This window comes from Dermacoccus sp. Ellin185, assembly GCF_000152185.1.
Taxonomy (GTDB): domain Bacteria; phylum Actinomycetota; class Actinomycetes; order Actinomycetales; family Dermatophilaceae; genus Dermacoccus; species Dermacoccus nishinomiyaensis.
Genome location: NZ_AEIQ01000082.1, coordinates 1 through 18424, shown reverse-complemented (window position 1 = coordinate 18424; position 18424 = coordinate 1). Strand labels below are relative to the sequence as shown.

At 70.7% G+C, this 18424-nt stretch carries 16 protein-coding genes; 12 read left to right on the top strand and 4 right to left on the bottom strand.

The window, feature by feature from the left end:
* The 5 genes from HMPREF0321_RS08415 to secA all read left to right on the top strand — a co-directional run.
* Positions 1 to 1119, top strand: a 1119-nt coding sequence (locus HMPREF0321_RS08415; protein WP_006945779.1) for an LpqB family beta-propeller domain-containing protein, incomplete at its 5' end; no start/stop codon positions are given.
* 219 nt (positions 1120 to 1338) lie between these two features.
* Positions 1339 to 2124, top strand: coding sequence for a ComF family protein (locus HMPREF0321_RS08410; protein WP_170957153.1), 786 nt, complete (start codon positions 1339 to 1341; stop codon positions 2122 to 2124).
* A 222-nt stretch (positions 2125 to 2346) separates the two neighbouring features.
* On the top strand, positions 2347 to 2988 hold the full coding sequence (gene hpf / locus HMPREF0321_RS08405; protein WP_006945780.1) for a ribosome hibernation-promoting factor, HPF/YfiA family: 642 nt from the start codon (positions 2347 to 2349) through the stop codon (positions 2986 to 2988).
* Positions 2989 to 3115: 127 nt separating this feature from the next.
* Complete coding sequence (locus HMPREF0321_RS14910) at positions 3116 to 3730, top strand: response regulator transcription factor (protein ID WP_006945783.1); 615 nt, start codon at positions 3116 to 3118, stop codon at positions 3728 to 3730.
* A 97-nt stretch (positions 3731 to 3827) separates the two neighbouring features.
* Positions 3828 to 6551: a preprotein translocase subunit SecA gene (secA, locus tag HMPREF0321_RS08395; RefSeq protein ID WP_006945781.1), complete on the top strand. Its 2724-nt coding sequence runs from the start codon at positions 3828 to 3830 to the stop codon at positions 6549 to 6551.
* A gap of 13 nt (positions 6552 to 6564) precedes the next feature.
* On the opposite strand, the gene HMPREF0321_RS08390 is transcribed toward secA, so the two are convergent.
* Positions 6565 to 7116, bottom strand: a complete 552-nt coding sequence (locus HMPREF0321_RS08390; protein ID WP_006945785.1) for an Rv3235 family protein — start codon at positions 7114 to 7116, stop codon at positions 6565 to 6567.
* A complete protein-coding gene (locus HMPREF0321_RS08385) occupies positions 7113 to 8225 on the bottom strand; it encodes a LysM peptidoglycan-binding domain-containing protein (protein ID WP_006945787.1) in 1113 nt (370 codons plus the stop codon). Before HMPREF0321_RS08385 ends, HMPREF0321_RS08390 begins: the two co-directional genes overlap by 4 nt.
* A 200-nt stretch (positions 8226 to 8425) precedes the next feature.
* Here HMPREF0321_RS08385 and HMPREF0321_RS08375 point away from each other — a divergent pair, with 200 nt between their 5' ends.
* A complete protein-coding gene (locus HMPREF0321_RS08375) occupies positions 8426 to 8989 on the top strand; it encodes a hypothetical protein (RefSeq protein ID WP_131941312.1) in 564 nt (187 codons plus the stop codon).
* Positions 8990 to 9070: 81 nt separating this feature from the next.
* On the opposite strand, the gene HMPREF0321_RS08370 is transcribed toward HMPREF0321_RS08375, so the two are convergent.
* Positions 9071 to 9286 (bottom strand): helix-turn-helix domain-containing protein, encoded by a 216-nt coding sequence (locus HMPREF0321_RS08370; RefSeq protein ID WP_006945776.1) that lies wholly within the window; start codon positions 9284 to 9286, stop codon positions 9071 to 9073.
* 118 nt (positions 9287 to 9404) lie between these two features.
* Between HMPREF0321_RS08370 and HMPREF0321_RS08365 the strand changes: the two genes are divergently transcribed.
* From HMPREF0321_RS08365 to HMPREF0321_RS08355, 3 genes are read left to right on the top strand one after another with little or no spacing between them, the layout of a single operon-like run.
* Positions 9405 to 10085, top strand: coding sequence for an SAF domain-containing protein (locus HMPREF0321_RS08365; protein ID WP_006945788.1), 681 nt, complete (start codon positions 9405 to 9407; stop codon positions 10083 to 10085).
* Positions 10082 to 11368 (top strand): ParA family protein, encoded by a 1287-nt coding sequence (locus HMPREF0321_RS08360; RefSeq protein ID WP_006945786.1) that lies wholly within the window; start codon positions 10082 to 10084, stop codon positions 11366 to 11368. The genes HMPREF0321_RS08365 and HMPREF0321_RS08360 overlap by 4 nt, the downstream gene beginning before the upstream one ends.
* A 37-nt stretch (positions 11369 to 11405) precedes the next feature.
* A complete protein-coding gene (locus HMPREF0321_RS08355; RefSeq protein WP_006945782.1) occupies positions 11406 to 11813 on the top strand; it encodes a hypothetical protein in 408 nt (135 codons plus the stop codon).
* A 27-nt stretch (positions 11814 to 11840) separates the two neighbouring features.
* On the opposite strand, the gene HMPREF0321_RS08350 is transcribed toward HMPREF0321_RS08355, so the two are convergent.
* Positions 11841 to 12422, bottom strand: coding sequence for a hypothetical protein (locus HMPREF0321_RS08350; protein ID WP_040014739.1), 582 nt, complete (start codon positions 12420 to 12422; stop codon positions 11841 to 11843).
* Between HMPREF0321_RS08350 and HMPREF0321_RS16480 the strand changes: the two genes are divergently transcribed.
* From HMPREF0321_RS16480 to HMPREF0321_RS16060, 3 genes are all read left to right on the top strand, one after another.
* Complete coding sequence (locus HMPREF0321_RS16480; RefSeq protein ID WP_165584067.1) at positions 12421 to 12558, top strand: hypothetical protein; 138 nt, start codon at positions 12421 to 12423, stop codon at positions 12556 to 12558. The genes HMPREF0321_RS08350 and HMPREF0321_RS16480 overlap by 2 nt on opposite strands.
* A gap of 54 nt (positions 12559 to 12612) precedes the next feature.
* Positions 12613 to 17523, top strand: a complete 4911-nt coding sequence (locus HMPREF0321_RS08345; RefSeq protein WP_006945784.1) for an NAD-glutamate dehydrogenase — start codon at positions 12613 to 12615, stop codon at positions 17521 to 17523.
* 5 nt (positions 17524 to 17528) lie between these two features.
* Positions 17529 to 18424 (top strand): histidine kinase N-terminal domain-containing protein (locus HMPREF0321_RS16060; protein ID WP_006945789.1); only part of this gene is annotated, 896 nt, incomplete at its 3' end.

The window sequence follows — 18424 nt, the reverse complement described above, 5'->3', positions numbered from 1 at the left end:
GCGCTCGCCGTCGACGCCGTGCCCGTGCGCGACGGCGAGGCGGACGTCGCGCTCTCCAGCCGCGCGAGTGCTGCCGACAACCCCGCGCGCGCCGCGCTGTGGGCGTCGGTGACGGCGACCGTCATGCAGGCGCCGGAGGTGCGCTCGGTCTCGGTGCGCGTCGGCGGGGCGCGCCTGGAGACCGACAACCTGCCTGCGCAGGTGAGCGACCCGAGCCAGGTCGGCTACTCGATCACCGCCGACAGCCTCGACGAGGTCATCTCCCGCAGTGGCGCCTACCTCGCCTGGACGCACGCCCGGGCGAACGACTCCGTCTCGGGCACCGACGCCCGCGCGGCGCAGGGACGCCCCGTGCTGCCCGCGGTGCCGGCCGACTGGTCGTTGCTCGCCGCCGGCCAGGGCGGGCGGCAGATCGCGGCGATCTCGAAGGACCGCACGTCGGTACGACGCTGGCTCAACGGCACCGACGTCACCGTCCCCGATCTCGGAAACCAGCTCGTGCGTCCCGCGTTCGACAGCTCCGGATGGTTGTGGGTGGCAGGCCGCACGTCGTCGGCATCAACACCGTCGTCGCAGGCGTCCAGGTCGAAGAGGACAGGCGACACCTCGAGCGCCGCGCTGTGGGCGCTCGACACGACGTCGACCTCGCCGACGCGAACACCCACAGCCCTCGACGTCCCGTGGCTCGGCGCGTCCTCCGTCACGTCGCTCAGCGTGTCGCCCGAGGGCTCCCGCGTCGCTCTCACCATCCGTGACGGCGACGACGCGCGCGCCGTCGTCGCAGCCGTCGAACGCGACGAGCGCGGTCGACCTGTCTCCCTCGGCCCGGCGCACGACATCGCGCCGGGCGTGCACGACGTCAAGGACGTCGTGTGGGCGGACGGCACGTCCCTCGCCGTCCTCGGCACGAGCGACGGTCTCCTGCAACCGACCCTCGTGCCGCTCGACGACGCCCCGGTGCCCCTCGGCGGCGTCACGGGCGCGAGCAGCCTCGTGTCTACTCTCGACGGGCGAAGCGGCCTGTTCGTGCGAACCGACGCGAACACCGTCTTCACGCGCCAGGGCTCCTCGTGGAGCAGTTTCCTCACCCGGGGCGACCTCATCGCCCCGCGATCCTGACACCCGTCTCCGCTTGGGACGCCGTCGTTCGGCGCCCGCCGAACGTGCTCGTCGCTCTGGATGAGGTGGTCGAAAGCGCGCAGGGCAGCGTGGGCCGAGACTCCGTCGTCCACAACCGGTGACGGCTGTGGCCCGGGGGAGCGCTGCGGCGCACCCTCGTCCACAGGGGCGAGCGCGTGTCGGTGGTGACGTCGTCGCGCGGGCGGCATCATGGCGGGTGTGCCCCGCCAGTCTCGCGACGTCGGCGCCCGGCTCACGCCGCCGGTCGCGTGGGTGAGGGGCGCGCTGCGTGACGTCGTCGATCTGGCGTGGCCGTCGAACTGTCTCGGCTGCGGCGCATGGGGCCCGAGCTGGTGCGCGACGTGCGACGCCGGTCTGTGCCGTGAAGCGTTCACGGTGCGAGCCCATCACGCCCCCGAACTCGACGTCGCCGTCGCTGCGGCGTTCGACGGGCCGTTGCGCGAGGCCATCACGGCGTTCAAGGATCGTGGCCGCAGCGACGGCCTCGACGTCCTCGTGCGCCTCGCGCGCCGCTCGCTCGCTCGCGCACTCACCGACGCCACACTCGAAGATGCCGCGCTGGGCACGGGGCCATCGGCCGGCGCCGGGCCACTCGTCCTCGTGCCCATTCCGTCCCGGGCCGCGGCCTACCGTGAGCGGGGACGCTTTCCGTTGGGCGAACTGTGCGACGCCGTGTGTCGGGGCACCAGCCTCGTCAGCGGACGGAGCCTGCTGCGGCACCGCGATCGGGGCGTCGTGGATCAGGCGCGGCTGACTCTCGCCGAGCGACGCCGCAACGTCGAAGGGGCCTTCAGGATCGAGCCGCGGACGGCGGAGCGTCTCGTTCGCGCCGGCGCGCGCGTCGTCCTGTTCGACGACGTCGTGACGAGCGGCGCGACGCTCGCCGCGGCGCACGCGACGCTGCAACGAGCGGGCGTGCGGGTCGTCGCCGTCGCGGCGCTCGCGGCGACGCCGCACGAGCCGAACGCCCGCTCGGCAGGCTGACCGCGGGACGATCACACCCCGCCGGCGCCCGCAGCGGGGGCGGCCGGAATCCACCGTTCACGAACCCTTCCCCGGGCGTCGATGGGGGGTTAGGTTGGAGAACATCGAACAGCATCCCCGCAGGAGGTGGTGGCGCGCACGAAGCGGCTCCCGACGCCTGCAGCCGGGCTGACGGGGCCGATTTCTCACCGAAGTTTCTCTCGATCCGAGGAGTCGATTTCCATGGAGATCACCGTGACCGGCCGACACATCGAGGTTCCTGCCCGCCTCGCGCGACACGTCGAGGACAAGCTGGCCAAGGTTCCGCAGCTCGACCCGCGCGTCATGCGCTGCGACGTCGTCATCACGTACGAGCCGAACCCGCGCCGCGCCAAGGAGGCCTACCGCGTCGAGGTGACGTGCCGCTCGAAGCGGTCCGTCGTGCGCGCGGAGGCATCGGCCGACGAGGAATACGCGGCCCTCGACCTCGTCATGGGAAAGCTCGGTGAGCGATTGCGCCGCCAGCACGACCGTCGTCGTATCCAGCGCGGCCAGCACCGCACGATGTCCGTCGCGGAGGCGACGGCGGATCTGCCGGTGCTCGAGATCATGCCCGACACGCGCGACGACGCGCCGGAGGCCGCCCAGCTCGGTGAGGATCCGGACTGCCCGGTGCAGCTGCGCGAGAAGGTGCACGCGAGCGCGCCCATGGACGTCGACGAGGCCCTGCGCGAGATGGAACTCGTCGGCCACGACTTCTACCTCTACCAGGACAAGAGCAGCGGTCGTCCGAGCCTCGTCTACCGCCGCCGTGGGTGGAGCTATGGAGTGATCCACCTCGACGTCGTCGACGAAGCACCGGACACGCTGGAGGAGACAGCCTGAGCAGCGCGCCCGATGACGCCGGGCGGCGGGTGCGTCACGGACCTCCCGCCGCCCGGCGAACGCGCCCTGACGCCTCCATGGGGTCGGGTTCGTGCACGCGAGCGCTCTCGTCCAACAGGCTCGAGCGATGAACGTCGCCGGCGCGCCGCGCGACGTTCTCAGGGGTCGCCGACCTGATGTCGGCGTCATCACCGGCGGCCAGGTGCCGTGGCGGTGGTGTGCGCCGCGCAGCGCCGCGGAGCTGCTCGCCCAGCTCGAACACGCCACCCCCGAGCACCTGCTCGTCGTCACCGAGGACGACGACATCCTCGCCACCGCCATCCGCTGCGGTGTTCACGGTGTGCTCGCCGAGGTGCCCACGCCACTCGACGAAGCGGCGCTCGCCCGGATGTTGCGTGCCGACGAGCCGTACGTGGCGCCCGAGCGAGCGGCTCAGGTGTGGGCGGTGGCATGCGCCCTCGCCCGGGCGCCCCACCCGACGTACGCCCTGTCCGCGCGCGAACGCGAGGTGCTCGACCTTGTGGCTCGTGGCCGCTCGAACCGCAGCATCGCCGCGACGCTCTTCCTGTCGGAGAACACCGTGCGCAACCACCTTGCCCGGATCTATCGCACGCTCGGGGTGTCCTCGCGCGCCGAGGCGCGCGCGCTGCTGCGTCAGGCGCCGGGGGAACAGGCAACCGCAGACGCACCGGACCCAGCGGACTCTGACTGGGCGGCGCCGCCGCTCACCCATTACTCTTAGGGGAACTGTGCCCGCGCGTCGGGCGCCACCTCGCGTGAGGGGCCGTGAGAACGGCCCGTCGCCCGAGGTGATCGATCAACGATTTACGGAGTCTCGCGTGCCCAAGGTTGTCGAACGTGTTCTGCGCGCCGGCGAAGGACGAACGCTCAAGAAGCTCGAGGCGATCGCCGCTCAGGTGAACATCGTCGAAGAGGATTTCGAAAAGCTCACCGACGCCGAACTGCGCGAGGAGACCGACCGGTTCCGCAAGCGACTCGCGGACGGGCAGAGCCTCGATCAGATCCTGCCCGAGGCGTTCGCCGCCGTGCGCGAGGCGAGCAAGCGCACGATCGGCAAGCGTCACTTCGACGTGCAGATCATGGGTGGTGCCGCGCTGCACATGGGCAACGTCGCCGAGATGCGCACCGGTGAGGGCAAGACGCTCGTCGCGACACTGCCGAGCTACCTCAACGCGATCGAAGGCAAGGGCGTCCACGTCGTCACCGTCAACGACTACCTCGCCGAGTACCAGTCCGAGCTCATGGGCCGCGTGCACCGGGCGCTCGGGCTCGAGACGGGCTGCATCCTGTCGTCGATGACGCCGGCGCAGCGCCGAGACGAGTACAACAAGGACATCACGTACGGCACGAACAACGAGTTCGGCTTCGACTACCTGCGCGACAACATGGCCTGGTCGACGGACGAGCTCGTGCAGCGCGGCCACAACTTCGCCATCGTCGACGAGGTCGACTCGATCCTCATCGACGAGGCACGCACGCCGCTCATCATCTCCGGCCCGGCCGACGCGGCGACGAAGTGGTACGTCGAGTTCGCCTCGATCGTCGAGCACCTGACGCGCGCGGAGAAGGGCAAGGACGGCAAGATCACGAAGCCGGGCGACTACGAGATCGACGAGAAGAAGAAGACCGTTGGCCTGCTCGAGCCGGGCATCGAGAAGGTCGAGGACCTGCTCGGCATCGAGAACCTCTACGAGGCGCAGAACTCGCCGCTCATCGGCTACCTCAACAACGCCATCAAGGCGAAGGAACTGTTCAAGCGCGACAAGGACTACGTCGCGATGAACGGCGAGATCCTCATCGTCGACGAGCACACCGGCCGCATGCTCGCCGGACGTCGCTACAACGAGGGTGTGCACCAGGCGATCGAGGCCAAGGAAGGCGTCGAGATCCAGAACGAGAACCAGACGCTCGCGACGGTGACGCTGCAGAACTACTTCCGCATGTACGACAAGCTGTCGGGCATGACGGGTACGGCCCAGACCGAGGCCGCCGAGCTGTACCAGATCTACAAGTTGGGTGTCGTCACGATCCCGACGAACAACCCGCCGCAGCGCGTCGACCAGCCCGACCGCATCTACCGCACCGAGGACGCGAAGTTCCGTGCCGTCACCGACGACATCGCCGAGCGTCACCGCAAGGGCCAGCCAGTCCTCGTGGGTACGACGAGCGTCGAGAAGTCGGAGCGCCTGTCGGAGCTGCTTCGCAAGAAGGGCGTCGCGCACGAGGTGCTCAATGCGAAGCACCACGAGCGCGAGGCCGCCATCGTCGCGCAGGCCGGGCGCAAGGGCGGCGTCACCGTGGCGACCAACATGGCCGGTCGAGGCACCGACATCATGCTCGGTGGCAACCCCGAGTTCATGGCCGTCGCCGCGCTCAAGCAGCGGGGCCTCGACCCGGAGGAGACGCCCGAGGAGTACGAGGCGAGCTGGGACGAGGCCCTCGCGAAGGCGGAGGCCGCGGTCAAGGCCGAGCACGACGAGGTGAAGGAGCTCGGCGGCCTGTACGTCCTCGGCACCGAGCGTCACGAGTCGCGCCGCATCGACAACCAGCTGCGCGGACGCTCCGGTCGCCAGGGCGACCCCGGTGAGTCGCGTTTCTACCTGTCGCTGCAGGACGACCTCATGCGCCTGTTCAACGCGGCGCTCGTCGACCGGTTCATGTCGGGCTCCGGCATGGACGACGACCAGCCGATCGAGAACAAGATCGTCTCCCGCTCGATCCAGTCCGCCCAGGGCCAGGTCGAGGGCCAGAACTTCGAGATCCGCAAGAACGTCCTCAAGTACGACGACGTGCTCAACCGTCAGCGTGAGACGATCTATGCCGAACGCAAGCGTGTGCTCGAGGGCGACATCGACGGCCAGATGCGCCACTTCATCAACGACACGATCGACACGTACGTCGCGACGGCGACCGCGGACGGTTTCTCCGAGCACTGGGATCTCGAGCGACTCTGGGGCGCCCTCGAGGAGCTCTACCCGATCACGATCCGTCTCGAGGAGCTCGAGGCGGAGCTCGGCGGGCGCGCCGGCATCACGCCGGAGATCCTCGGCGAGGAACTGCGCTCCGATGCGCAGCACGCGTTCGACGACCGCGTCGCCTTCCTCGGTTCGAGCGTTGCGCGCGAGGTCGAACGACGCGTGGTGCTCACCGTCCTCGACCGCCAGTGGCGCGAGCACCTGTACGAGATGGACTACCTCAAGGAGGGCATCCACCTGCGGCAGATGGCTCAGCGCGACCCGCTCGTCGAGTACCAGCGCGAGGGCTTCCAGATGTTCGAGGCGATGACGGAGTCGATCAAGGAGGAGTCCACGCAGCTGTTCTTCCACGTCGACGTCGACCCCGCCGAGGTCGAGGCATCCACGCCCGCACCCAAGCAGGAGCAGCTGCACTTCACGGCGCCCAACGAGGAGGGCCTCGCTGAGGATCACGTCGTCGCCAAGGACGGGCACGTCATGGACGACGAGGAGCAGATGTCGCGCGAACAGCGTCGCTCCGCAGCGCGCAGCCGCAAGAGCAAGGGCGGCAAGAAGCGCAAGCGCTGAGGCGCGGACACGCTCAGATCAGCTCGAGGACGGTGACCTGCCAGCGCCCGTCGACCCCGTTGAGGCGCAGCGCGATCGGCGTTGCACGGCCGTTGACGCGGGCGACGACGGCCGCTTCGACGACGCCGTCGCACGGCTGGCACACCTGAACGCGCCGCACGCCCGTCGGTCCAGGCGCGGCACCGCGACGCAGTGTCGTGCGGTGGCGTCGCTGGATGCGGGCCAGCACGTCCGTGCTCGTGTGCGGCGTGAGCTGCGTCGGTGAGCGACGCCCCGCCAGTGCCTCGACGAGCGCCAGGGCGAAGCGCTGCGTCCACACCCGTGCGTCCGGCAACGCGGACGTCGCCGTGTGCTGCGGGCCGAAGATCTCGTCGTGCTCGCCGCGGTGCGGCAGGCGCTCGCGGCTGACGTCGACCGCGAGGCGCGCGCTGATGGCCGGCACGTCGGCGACGCGCAGCGAGCCGTCGAGCAACCCGCCGATCTCGTGCAGATCGAGTTCACGCGGCATTTCGTGGGCCGCGCGCGGGGGTGCGACACTCGCTCGTTCGAGGGTGAGGGTGGTCATCGGTGGGCTCCGAACGCTGAGGTGGTCGAGACGAAGGACGCAGGAAGGGTGAGCTGCTGGCCGACCTCGATCGTGTCCGGATCGAGCCGCAGCAGCGGGTTGGCCTCGAGCCAGCCCGGCAGGGACGCCGCGACGTCTTCCGCCGGTGCGCCCGGGGCGAGGTAGGACGCCGCGATGCTCCACAGCGTGTCGCCGCGCACGACGACGTGCGTCCTGTGTTCCGCGGCCGTGCCTGAACCGCGCGGCGTGCCCAGCACGATGGCGGACAGCTCGTTCGAGGTACTGAACGGATCCGGCGTCCAGCCGGGACGCGGCACCGCTGGCTGGGGCGTGTCGGACGTGGCCGAGTCGGATGTGCGTGCCTCGGACGGGGCCGACACGGACGCTGGGGAACCGAACGCGGGGGAGTCGAGGTCAGGGGCGTCGAGGTCGGGGTTTTCGAAGTCCGGGGCGTCGACGTCGGGGGCCTCGCGGTCGGGCCAGTGCGAGCTGGTTGTGCCAGACGCAGGTGCCGCGCCCGAGGGAGTGGCGGCCGCTGGCGAGACCGCCCCGGAAGGGGCCGCTGCGTCGGTGACAGAGGCCGAGGCGGGCGGCATCACCTCGGCCGAGACGGAGAACGACGGGCGCGGCGCGGGTTCGGCGGCCCCGGCCGACTGCGCGCCGACGGTGATGAGTGCCGCGACGGCGAGGAACAGACTCGCCGTGCGGGTTCTCGACCCCGTCGCGTCCGCCGTTACCGGTGCAGAGCGCGCCACGACAGAGCGCGAATCGCAGACCTGAACTCGGACGAGCGCCGATCGGCCACACTCGAGGTCGCCCGCCACGAGCAGCCGTGCCTCGCACCGCAGGTCGAGGGCAGAGCGAAGACTGAGCCACGCCAGGCGGGCCAGCGCGAGCGTGAGGACGGCGCCCGCGGCGACGCCGATGACGTCCTCGCTCGTCGCGCCGGGCCCGGGCAGCGCCCGTCGGGTCGTGACGGCGACGGCCACGGCTGCTGTCGCGAGCAGCGGTGCGCTGAGGCCCGCCAGGATGCCGGCGCTCCTCAGCTGCTGCGGCGTGACAGGTGTGTTCGAGGGGTTCGACGTGCTCGTCCTGGTCGTCGTGATCATCGCGTTCCGCCTTCGTCGTCGCGTCATGCGCCTCGGCGCGACTCGTGTCGCCGCCGATCAACATCCATGACGAACGATGACGTTCAGTGACGTGTGATGTCGATGAATGCAATGTAACGACACATCGTGTCGAGTGGGGGCGTGGAAGATGAAAAACTTTTTTCGCCCGTCCGAGCTCCTCGCTGCTCTAGCGTCGAGCCATGCGAATGGAGCGATTGCTGGCCGACCTCGAGGCTGCCCAGGAGGCACAGGAACGTGCCGAGGCGCGGGCAGAGGTCGCTGAGAGCGTGCGCGTCGAGCACGCCGGCGTCACGCTGGTCGACCGGCTGCGTGCCGGGATCGGCAGTGTCGTCGCACTGAGCGTCGGCACCGAGACTCTGCGCGGGCACCTCCTCGACGTGGGGGAGGGCTGGCTCGCTCTCGATCGTGACGGCGTGCATGCGGTGCACGGTGTCGACGACCTCGTGCGTGCCGGGCTCCGTCTCGTGCCCGTCAGTGCGATCGCCTGCGTCAGCGGGCTGGGGCGCCCCCACGTCGCGGCCGACGGTTCGTCGATCGGACGCGGATGGAGCAGCGTGCTGCGTGCCATGGCGCGTTCACGTGCCCCTCTCGCCTGGCATCGCCTCGGCGGGCACACGATCGTCGGGACGATCGACGCGGTGAGCGCCGATCACGTCGTCCTCACCCCGGCGCGCGGCGCGGCGAGTCTCGTGCTCCCGCTCGCGCATCTCGCGTGGATCGACGTCAACGCCAGCGGACGCTGAGCCGCTGCCGCTGACTGAGTTCACACCTCACGCCGGCCCCCCGAGCAGGTGATCAGGCGCGCGTGGACGAACGTCGAGCCCTCAGAAGTCCTCGCCCATTCCGCCGGCGGCGACGGCGGATCGCGTTGCGGCGTAAGCGCGTTCGATGTAGCGCTCCACCTCGGCTGCCTCGACGCGCCACTGGTTGTTGATCTTGATCGCCGGCAGCTCACCCGACTTGACGAGTCCGTAGACCTGCCGCGCCGAGACGTTGAGGGTCTCCGCCACGTCGGCGATCTGGACGAAGCGCTGCGCCATGGGGTGCCTTTCGACGGGTGCGGAGATTCTTACCAAAACCTGACGATCATTCTAGGCGTCGGGCCCGCTCGCCCGCGTGACGATGGATCTCGGCTGTGGACGAACGAGGAGGAACATCGTGGGTGAGCGTGGGGTACGCAGGTTGAAGGACGTCTCGCCGGGGGCGCAGGCGGCGCGGCGGTTCGTGCCGACCGGCATGAAGGACGTGCGCTGGGTCGTAGGCATCGTGCTGCTCGCCCTCGGCGTGCTCGGCACGTTGCGTGTCATCGGCTCGTTCGACGATTCGGTGCAGGTGTGGAGTGCGAAGAGCGCCCTCGTGCCTGGTCAGCGCCTCACCTCGTCCGACCTCGTGCCGACGAGGGTTCGTCTCGACGATCGCGGCGGGCAGTACCTGTCGAGCGCGACCCAGCCGGGCGGCGTCGTCCAGCGCGCCGTCGGGGCCGGGGAGCTCGTGCCGAAGAACGCCGTCGGGGACGCCTCCGGTGTGACGGTTCGCGCCCTGTCGGTCAACGTCGAGCGCGGGCAGGCCGACGTCATCCGCGCCGGCGGGGACGTCGAGGTCTGGGTTTCGGACAAGAAGGAGGGCGCCGGCTCGACCGGCTTCGACAAGCCGCACCAGAGCGTCGAGCGGGCCCTGGTGTCGCACGTCGGTTCGCGCAGCGGCGGTGTCGTCGCCGTCGCCGACGGCTCGCCCGTCGAGATCCTCGTCCCGCGCGAGTCGTTGCCGGCGATGATCGATGCCGTCAACTCGGGCGCGCGCATCACGCTGGTGCCGCTCGACTCGGCGGCCCGCTCGTGACGACGATGACGGTGTGCACCGTCGCGACCGCGATCTCGGCGCGTCTCGAGGCGCGGTTCGCCGAGGAGCTCGCCTCCGTCGAGGACGCGACCCTCGTGCGGCGCTGCGCCGATGTCACCGAACTACTCAGCGCCGCCGAGTCGGGCGCCGTCACCGTCGCCGCGATCAGCCCTGATTTCCCGGGCATGAACGGCAGCGTCGTCGCGGAACTGACCGTGCGGGGTGCGTCGGTGCTCGGTGTCGTCTCAGCCACATCCGCTCTGGACGCTCGCCAGTGCGAGGCGTGGTCCCTGCGACGGACCCACGTCGTCGGATCGGGCGAGCTGGAGCAGGCCTTCGAGACCCTCGCGCACACCGGCCCCGCCGAGCACGAGCTCTCGGCCGCCGCAGAACAGGCCGAGACGAGCCTGGCCACCGACGGGCCCGATGACGGCGCAGCGGCCGCGTCATCGCCGACGAGCACCACCGTCGTCGTGTGGGGCCCGCCCGGCGCTCCGGGGCGCACGACGTGCGCCACCCATCTCGCGCAGGCCCTGAGCGAGAGCGGGCCGACGCTGCTCGTCGACGCCGACACAGTCGCGCCGTCCTGCTCGGCGCATCTCGGGCTGCTCGACGAGGCACCCGGCGTGCTCGCGGCCGCGCGTCTCGTCGATGCGGGCACCCTCAACCTGCACCAGTTACGTTCCATCGCCGCGCACGTCACGCCCGGCTTCGACGTGCTCACCGGCATAGGGCATTCCGGGCGCTGGCACGAGCTGACCCGATTTCACCTCGGCCGCGTCCTCGATCTCGCCGCCCAGCACTACCGCTGGGTCGTCATCGACGTGGCGGCCGAGGTCGAGGCCGACGAGAGCCTGCTGTTCGACACCGTCGCTCCCTCCCGGGTCGGGGTCTCGAGTGAGGCGTTCGCGCGCGCCGACCACGTCGTCGCGCTCGCCGGCTGCGACCCTGTCTCGCTGCAACGGTTCGTGCAACACGCGCCGGCGATCATCGACCTGCACGACGACGTCCGCGTCGTCGTGTCGAAGGCCCGCGAACGAGCGGTCGGCGGGAGCGCCTCGTCGGTCGTCGCGGACGCGTTGGAACGCTTCCTCGGTGTGCGACCCGTGGCGGTGCTGCCCGACGTGCGCGATGCGCTGGACGCCGCGGTGCTGCGCGGAACCCTGCTCGAGGGCGCTGATGGCGCACCGTACCTCGCCGCCGTGCGCGATCTCGCGAGCGAGCTGGGCGCCGACGTGGCAGCGCATGCGACGCGTCGTCGTCGCGCATGGCGGCGCCGCTAGGCTCGAGGCGTCGCCCCACCGCTCGAAAGGCTTTCCGATGACTCGCCTGTACTGCCCCGTGACCGCTGACGGTGTCGCGGCGCTCGCCACCTCGGCTCTGACGGTGGAGGCGGCGTTCGCCGTCACCGACGACGTGCGCGCGCTCGCCCCGCACGGCGACGAGGAACTGCACGAGCACATCGCGACGCAACTCGCAGCCGCAGGCTGTGCCGGGCGCCGCGTCGTCGTCGTGGTCGTCGACGTGCCGGACGCTCGAGTGAGGCCCGCGGCCTCCACCGGTGGCGGCGCACTCCCCGGCCGCGTCGTCGTGGACGGCGACGTGACGCTGCGCGATGTCGCGTGCTTCCTCGTCGGCGACGAGGGTGAGCAGGTGAGCGACGACGCCGACCTCGAACTCAGTTGGTACGACGCGAGCGAGATCGACGCGGTACGCGCACTGCTCTGAGCGGCCCCCGGCGGAGCGTGCCCGCGCTCAGCGCAGGGCCCGCGTGTCACCGCAGCGATCGAGGCAGCGCACGAGCGCTCGTTCGGTGCGGGCCGCCGCGTCGGCGGCCGCCTCACGAGAGCAGCCGGGCCGTGCGAGCGCGGCAGCCACCCGCGCGTAGCCGTGGGCGTAGGTGGAGACGACGCGCGCGAGGCGCCCCACCGCGTCCGCGCAGGGCAGCGCTGCCGTGGACGCGAGCTGTGGGTGCGTACTCACGAGGTCGCGGATCGAGCGTTCGACGTCGAGCAGATCGTCACGGCTCGTGGTCAAGGAGCGGCCGCTGCCGGGCAGCGTGCCCTCCTCGACGGCGCGCCGCAACGTCACCCCCGCGCGCCGCGTCGTCGCCCCGGCGATCTGAGGCAGCTCGGGCGCGCGGAACGGTGGCGGGGGAGCGGTGGCCAGCAGCGCCGTCGCGGTGTCGCTCAACTGATCGCTCAACGCCTCGACGACGAGATCGAAGCGTTCACCGCTGCACACCGCCGCAGGCTCGAACGTGACGTCGAGCAGTCGCAGCGCAGCCCGGGTGAGCTGCGGGGCGACGTGCGTGGGTGCGGCGGTGAGTGATTCCATGAACCCCACCGTAGGCGCCGGCACCGACAACGTGCCGAGCCCGAGCCCCCAGCTTGTGGACGACGACGCGAGGCGTCCTGGCGCGTCGGTGAAGTCTGCGACACCGAAGGCCGTCGACGTCGCCGGGGCGCGTTAGAGTCGACGGCAGCGGTACAGCGTCGTACCGCCCGTCGCTCTGCCAGGAGAGGTCATGTCTGCCGAGGCTCCAACGCCTGCTCTGTCCGACGTCGAGGCCCGCACCGGGGTCGCGCTCGAGATCGTCCAGGGGGTGTTGGGTGACATCCCTCCGGCCGAGCTGGCCGGCAAGTCGCTCGACCACCTGGCCTGGGTGGTCGAGGGCCAGATGCAGGCCGCGCAGCGCCGCGCCGGTGCGCACTCGATCGTCGAGGTCGAGGGGGATCTGCCCGCCTCGCTCATCGACGACGCCGTCGAGCACGGGGGCGTCAACCGTCTCACTGCGGGCGCCGTCATCCGCGTCGTTACGGACGACATGCCGTTCGTCGTCGATTCGATCGTCGCCGCCGTCACCTCGCGTGGCGCCGGCATCGGCGACCTGCTGCACCCGCAGATGGCGGTGCGGCGCGACGCCTCGGGGCAGCTGTGCTTCGCGCGCCGCAGCGGTAAGCGTCCCGGCGCGGTGCGCCTGCCCGGCCAGACCGACACGGTGCCGGAGGGCCAGCGCGAGAGCGAGGAGTCGTGGGTCTACCTGCACATCTCGCCGCTGGGCGACTTCACGGGCGCCGACGAGATCGAGCGCACGATCAGCGACGTCATCGACGACGTGCGCGCCGCCTCGAACGACTGGCAGCGCATGCGTGACCAGGCGCTCGCCATCGTCGACGACCTCGGAGCCAACCCGCCCGTGTCGGTGCCGGAGTTCGCGACGGCCGACGTGCGCCGCTTCCTCACCTGGCTCTCCGAGGACAACTTCACCTTCCTCGGCTATCGCGAGTACGCCCTCGACGTCGTCGACGGCGAGGACGTGCTGCGTCCCGTCGACGGCAGCGCCCTCGGCATCCTGCGCTCGGCCTCCGACGCGCCGCGCGGGTTCGAGCGGATGACGCCGCAGAGTCGCGCCGCGGCGCGTTCGCCGCAGCTGCTCACGCTGACGAAGGCCAACTCGCGTTCGCGCGTGCATCGTGACGCCTACCTCGACTACGTCGGCGTGAAGACGTTCGACGACGCGGGCAACGTCACCGGCGAGCGTCGCTTCCTCGGCCTGCACACCGCCCGCACGTATGCGGCGTCGCCGTCGAGCATCCCGATCGTCGCCGAGCGCGTCGCCAAGGTGATCCGCCGGGCGGGCTACTCGCCCGACTCGCACTCGGGCCGCGACCTGCTCCACGTGCTCGAGAGCTACCCGCGCGACGAGCTGTTCCAGACCTCCTCGGAGCGCCTCTACGAGATCGCCACGGAGGTCGTACGCCTGCAGGCGCGCCGTCACGTCGGCGTCTTCCTGCGCAATGACGATTACGGCCGCTTCGTCGCCGTCCTCGTCTACCTACCGCGCGATCGCTACAACACCCGCGTGCGCGAGGCCATTGCTCAGCACCTCGCCCAGGCGTACGGCGCGGAGACGGTCGACTACACCGCCCGCGTCACCTCCGAGGCGCTCGCACGCATCTACTACACGGTGCGCCTGCCGCGTGGGACGGCGATCCCGGACGTCAGTGCGGACGACATCCGCGCCGCCGTCCTCGAGGTGACGCGCACGTGGAGCGAGCGCGTCACGCAGGCCGCGCACGCGGAGGAGGGGCTCGCGGACGTCGATGCCCGCCAGCTCGTCTCGACCTTCGCCGACGGGTTCCCGGCCGGTTACTCCGACGACTTCACCCCCCGTCAGGCCGTCGCCGACATGCGCCGGCTCGAACGCCTCGGTGACGACGACGCGGCGCTCACGCTGTACGGCACCGACAAGGTCGACTCGCGCGAGCGACGCCTCAAGATCTTCCGCAACGAGCCGCTCATGCTCACCGAGGTGTTCCCGATCTTCACGAACCTCGGCGTGCAGGTCTCGGACGAGCGTCCGTACACGCTGACGCGCGCCGACGGCTCCACCTGCCACGTCTACGACTTCGGCCTTGTCGCCGATCGCACGGCGATGTGGGGCAACACGCCGCAGGAGAGCGCGCGTCGGCGCACGAACGTCATGGAGACGGTGCTCGCCGCCTGGCGCGGACAGGCCGAGAATGACGCGCTCAACCAGCTCGTCCTCGCGGCCGGGTTGTCGTGGCGTCAGATCAACCATCTGCGGGCGCTCGCGCGCTACATGCGTCAGATCGGGTTCTCGCTCAGCTACGAGTACGTCGTCGCGGCGCTGCTCGCGAACACGGATCTGACGTCGCTGCTCGTGCGCCTGTTCGAGGCGCGCTTCGACCCCTCCCTCGACGCCGACGAGCGAGAGGCGCAGACGCAGGCCGTCCGCCAGCGCTTCGCCGACGGTCTCGCGGATGTCGCGAGCCTCGACCACGACCGCATCCTGCGCACACTCGAGGGCGTCATCATGGCGATCGTGCGCACGAACGCGTACACGCCGAAGTTGCTCTCCGGTGAGTGTGCGGAGCTCGTGTTCAAGATCCGCTGCGCCGACGTTCCCGGCATGCCCGCGCCCGTGCCGATGTTCGAGATCTGGGTCTACGGCCCGAAGGTCGAGGGTGTGCACCTGCGCTTCGGGCTCGTCGCGCGCGGCGGGCTGCGCTGGAGCGACCGTTTCGAGGACTTCCGCACCGAGATCCTCGGCCTCGTCAAGGCGCAGATGGTCAAGAACGCCGTCATCGTGCCGACCGGGTCGAAGGGCGGTTTCGTCGCGAAGCAGCTGCCCGACCCGGCGGATCGCGAGGCATGGCTCGCCGCGGGCGTCGAGGCCTACGAGGCCTTCATCGGCGGTCTGCTCAGCGTCACCGACAACCGTGACGGCGACACGATCATCGCGCCGCAGGACGTCGTGCGCCACGACGACGACGACCCCTACCTCGTCGTCGCCGCCGACAAGGGCACCGCGACGTTCTCCGACAAGGCCAACGCCGTAGCTCGTCGCGAAGGCTTCTGGCTCGACGATGCCTTCGCCTCGGGCGGTTCGAACGGCTACGACCACAAGGCGATGGGCATCACCGCCCGCGGCGCGTGGGAGTCGGTCAAGCGCCACTTCCGCGAGCTCGGCCACGACACGCAGAGCGACGACTTCACCGTCATCGGCGTCGGCGACATGAGTGGTGACGTGTTCGGCAACGGCATGCTGCTGTCGGAGCACATCCGGCTCGTGGCCGCCTTCGACCACCGTGACATCTTCATCGACCCGAACCCGGACGCTGCCGCGTCGTATGCCGAGCGGCGCCGCCTGTTCGAGCTGCCGCGCTCGTCGTGGTCGGACTACTCGCGCGACCTCATCTCCGAGGGCGGCGGCGTCTTCTCCCGCTCGGCCAAGCAGATCAAGTTGACGCCGCAGATCCGCGAGGCGCTCGGCATCGACGACGGCGTCGAGACGATGACGCCGAATGAACTGATGCGCGCCGTGCTGCTCGCCCCCGTCGACCTGTTCTGGAACGGTGGCATCGGTGCGTACATCAAAGCCTCCGACGAGACGAACGCCGAGATCGGCGACCGTGCCAACGACGCCGTGCGCGTCGACGGTCGCGACCTGCGCGTGCGCGTCATCGGTGAGGGCGGCAACCTGGGCGTCAGCCAGCGCGGGCGCATCGAGGCCGCACAGCACGGCGTCAGCGTCAACACCGACGCCATCGACAACTCGGCCGGCGTCGACACGAGCGACCACGAGGTCAACATCAAGATCCTGCTCGCCGACGCCGTGCGCGACGGTGCGCTCGCGCTCGAGGAGCGCAACGAGCTGCTCGCCTCGATGACGGACGAGGTCGGCTCGAAGGTGCTGCGTCACAACACGGACCAGAACACGCTGCTCGGCAACGCTCGCGTGCAGGGCCCGCAGATGCTGCACGTGCACCGCCGGCTCATCGCCGACCTCGAGTCGGACGGCTTCCTCGACCGCGAGCTCGAGTTCCTGCCCGACGAGGCCGAGATCGAGCGGCGCCTCGAGGCCGGCGAGGGGCTGACGTCGCCGGAGTTCAGCGTGCTGCTCGCGTACTCGAAGCTACGGCTGAAGAACGAGGTCGGCGCGAGCGAGCTCGTCGACGACCCGTGGCTCGTGCGTGAGCTGCTCGGCTACTTCCCCGAGGCGCTGCGCGAGCCGTACGCCACGACGATGGAGAACCACCCGCTGCGGCGCGAGATCATCACGAACTCGCTCGTCAACGGCCTCGTCAACCGCGGCGGCATCACCTTCGTCCACCGCGCGGTCGAGGAGACGGGCGCCCGGGCCGAGGAGATCGTCAAGGCCTTCGTGGTCGCGCGTGAGGTGTTCGACGCGCAGAGCTTCATCGACGACGTGGAGGCGCTCGACCACGTCATCAGCACGCAGGTGCAGTCAAGGCTGCTGCTGCGTCTGCGCCGCCTGCTCGACCGGGCGACGCGCTGGTTCGTCCACCACGAGGTGGAGCACACGCCGATCGAGACGCTCGTCGAGCGCTACCGCGAGCCCGTGCAGCAGCTGTCGCCGAAGGTGCCCGACCTCGTCGTCGGCGTCGGGCGCGAGAAGTTCGAAGCCGAGGTCGACCAGCTTGTCGGCGAGGGCGTCCCGACGGCGCTCGCGCGACGTGCGGCGGCCCTGCTCGACGACTTCGTCCTGCTCGACATCGTCGAGCTCGCGCGTGACCTCGGTGAGGACGTCGAGGACGTCGCCGCGGCGTACTACTACGGCGGCGCCCAGATCGGCCTCGGCCGCATGCTCGACGCCATCGCCGAGCTGCCGCGTGACGACCGCTGGGACGCGCTGGCGCGCGGCGCCGTGCGCGACGACGCGTACGCGGTGCTCGCCGACCTCACACGGGATGTGCTCGCCGAGTCGGAGGCATCGCAGACGACGCAGGAGCGCTGGCAGCAGTGGGCGCAGCGCCACTCGCTCGCCGTCGAGCGTGCCCGCGCCGCCGTCACGGGCGTGCAGAACTCAGCGGCCCGCCTGGCCCCGATGTCGGTGGCGCTGCGCACGATGCGCTCACTGACGCGCGCTGCGGCAGGGGAGCGCGACTGAGCGCGGTGAACGCGACGATGCAGGACGTCCTCGGGTCGGCCTCGTCACTCGACGAGGCCGACCACGAGTGGCTGCACCTGCTCGTCGGCGACTGGCAGCTGCTCGCCGACCTCGCCTTCGGCGACCTCATGATGTGGGTGCGCGGCGACGCCGGGTGGCAGGTCGCGGCGCACGTACGCCCGACGACGGGCGTCAGCCTGTTCGCCGACGACCTCGTCGGCGCCAGGCCGCAGGAACTCGACTCGTCGCAGACACAGGACGATGCCGATCGTGGTGGCGTCGCTGAGGTTGCTGCTCGCGCAGGCACCTCTGTCGAGCGGGGGCTGCGTGAGGGTGAAGCCCGCGCGGACGCCTCCGACGTGAGTGACGGCGTTGAGGACGCCGCCCGTTCGAACGATCTGCAGGTGGGCCTCGATCGCGCTCGCCTCCAGGGTGCGGAGACGCGCGTGGACATCGTGGTCGAAGGCGAGCCGGTCTCACGGCGCCTCGTGCCCGTGCGGCGCGGCGGACGCGTCATCGCGGTTCTCGGGTGCCACATGCGCCTGGGCAACGTGCGTCGCCGCGGCCGCCTGGAGACGCGCTACGTGGCGCTCGCGGAGGCGCTGTTCCGCATGATCGCCGAGGGCACCTTTCCCGACGGCGGCGGCGTCATGGGCGGTCGCGGAGGTGCGCCGCGCGTCGGCGACGGTGTCGTCGAGCTCGACGCGAGCGGTCGCGTCACCTACGCGAGCCCCAACGCGGTCTCGGCGCTCCGCAGGCTCGGGGTGGAGAGCAACATCCCCGGCCTGCGCCTCGCCACCGCGCTCGACGAACGCGGCGTCAAGGCGAGCGACGGGCCGGAGGAGGCCACCGTCGTGCTCGCGGGCCGCGCCCCCTGGCAGGCGGAGTTCCGGCGCGGCTC

Excerpts from the sequence above, each read along its gene's own strand:
- HMPREF0321_RS08345 (WP_006945784.1), top strand. The coding sequence starts at position 12,613 with ATGTCTGCCGAGGCTCCAACGCCTGCTCTGTCCGACGTCGAGGCCCGC.
- HMPREF0321_RS08385 (WP_006945787.1), bottom strand. The coding sequence starts at position 8,225 with ATGATCACGACGACCAGGACGAGCACGTCGAACCCCTCGAACACACCT.
- HMPREF0321_RS08370 (WP_006945776.1), bottom strand. The coding sequence starts at position 9,286 with ATGGCGCAGCGCTTCGTCCAGATCGCCGACGTGGCGGAGACCCTCAAC.
- HMPREF0321_RS08375 (WP_131941312.1), top strand. The coding sequence starts at position 8,426 with ATGCGAATGGAGCGATTGCTGGCCGACCTCGAGGCTGCCCAGGAGGCA.
- HMPREF0321_RS08350 (WP_040014739.1), bottom strand. The coding sequence starts at position 12,422 with ATGGAATCACTCACCGCCGCACCCACGCACGTCGCCCCGCAGCTCACC.
- hpf (WP_006945780.1), top strand. The coding sequence starts at position 2,347 with ATGGAGATCACCGTGACCGGCCGACACATCGAGGTTCCTGCCCGCCTC.
- HMPREF0321_RS16480 (WP_165584067.1), top strand. The coding sequence starts at position 12,421 with ATGAACCCCACCGTAGGCGCCGGCACCGACAACGTGCCGAGCCCGAGC.
- HMPREF0321_RS08355 (WP_006945782.1), top strand. The coding sequence starts at position 11,406 with ATGACTCGCCTGTACTGCCCCGTGACCGCTGACGGTGTCGCGGCGCTC.
- HMPREF0321_RS08390 (WP_006945785.1), bottom strand. The coding sequence starts at position 7,116 with ATGACCACCCTCACCCTCGAACGAGCGAGTGTCGCACCCCCGCGCGCG.
- HMPREF0321_RS14910 (WP_006945783.1), top strand. The coding sequence starts at position 3,116 with ATGAACGTCGCCGGCGCGCCGCGCGACGTTCTCAGGGGTCGCCGACCT.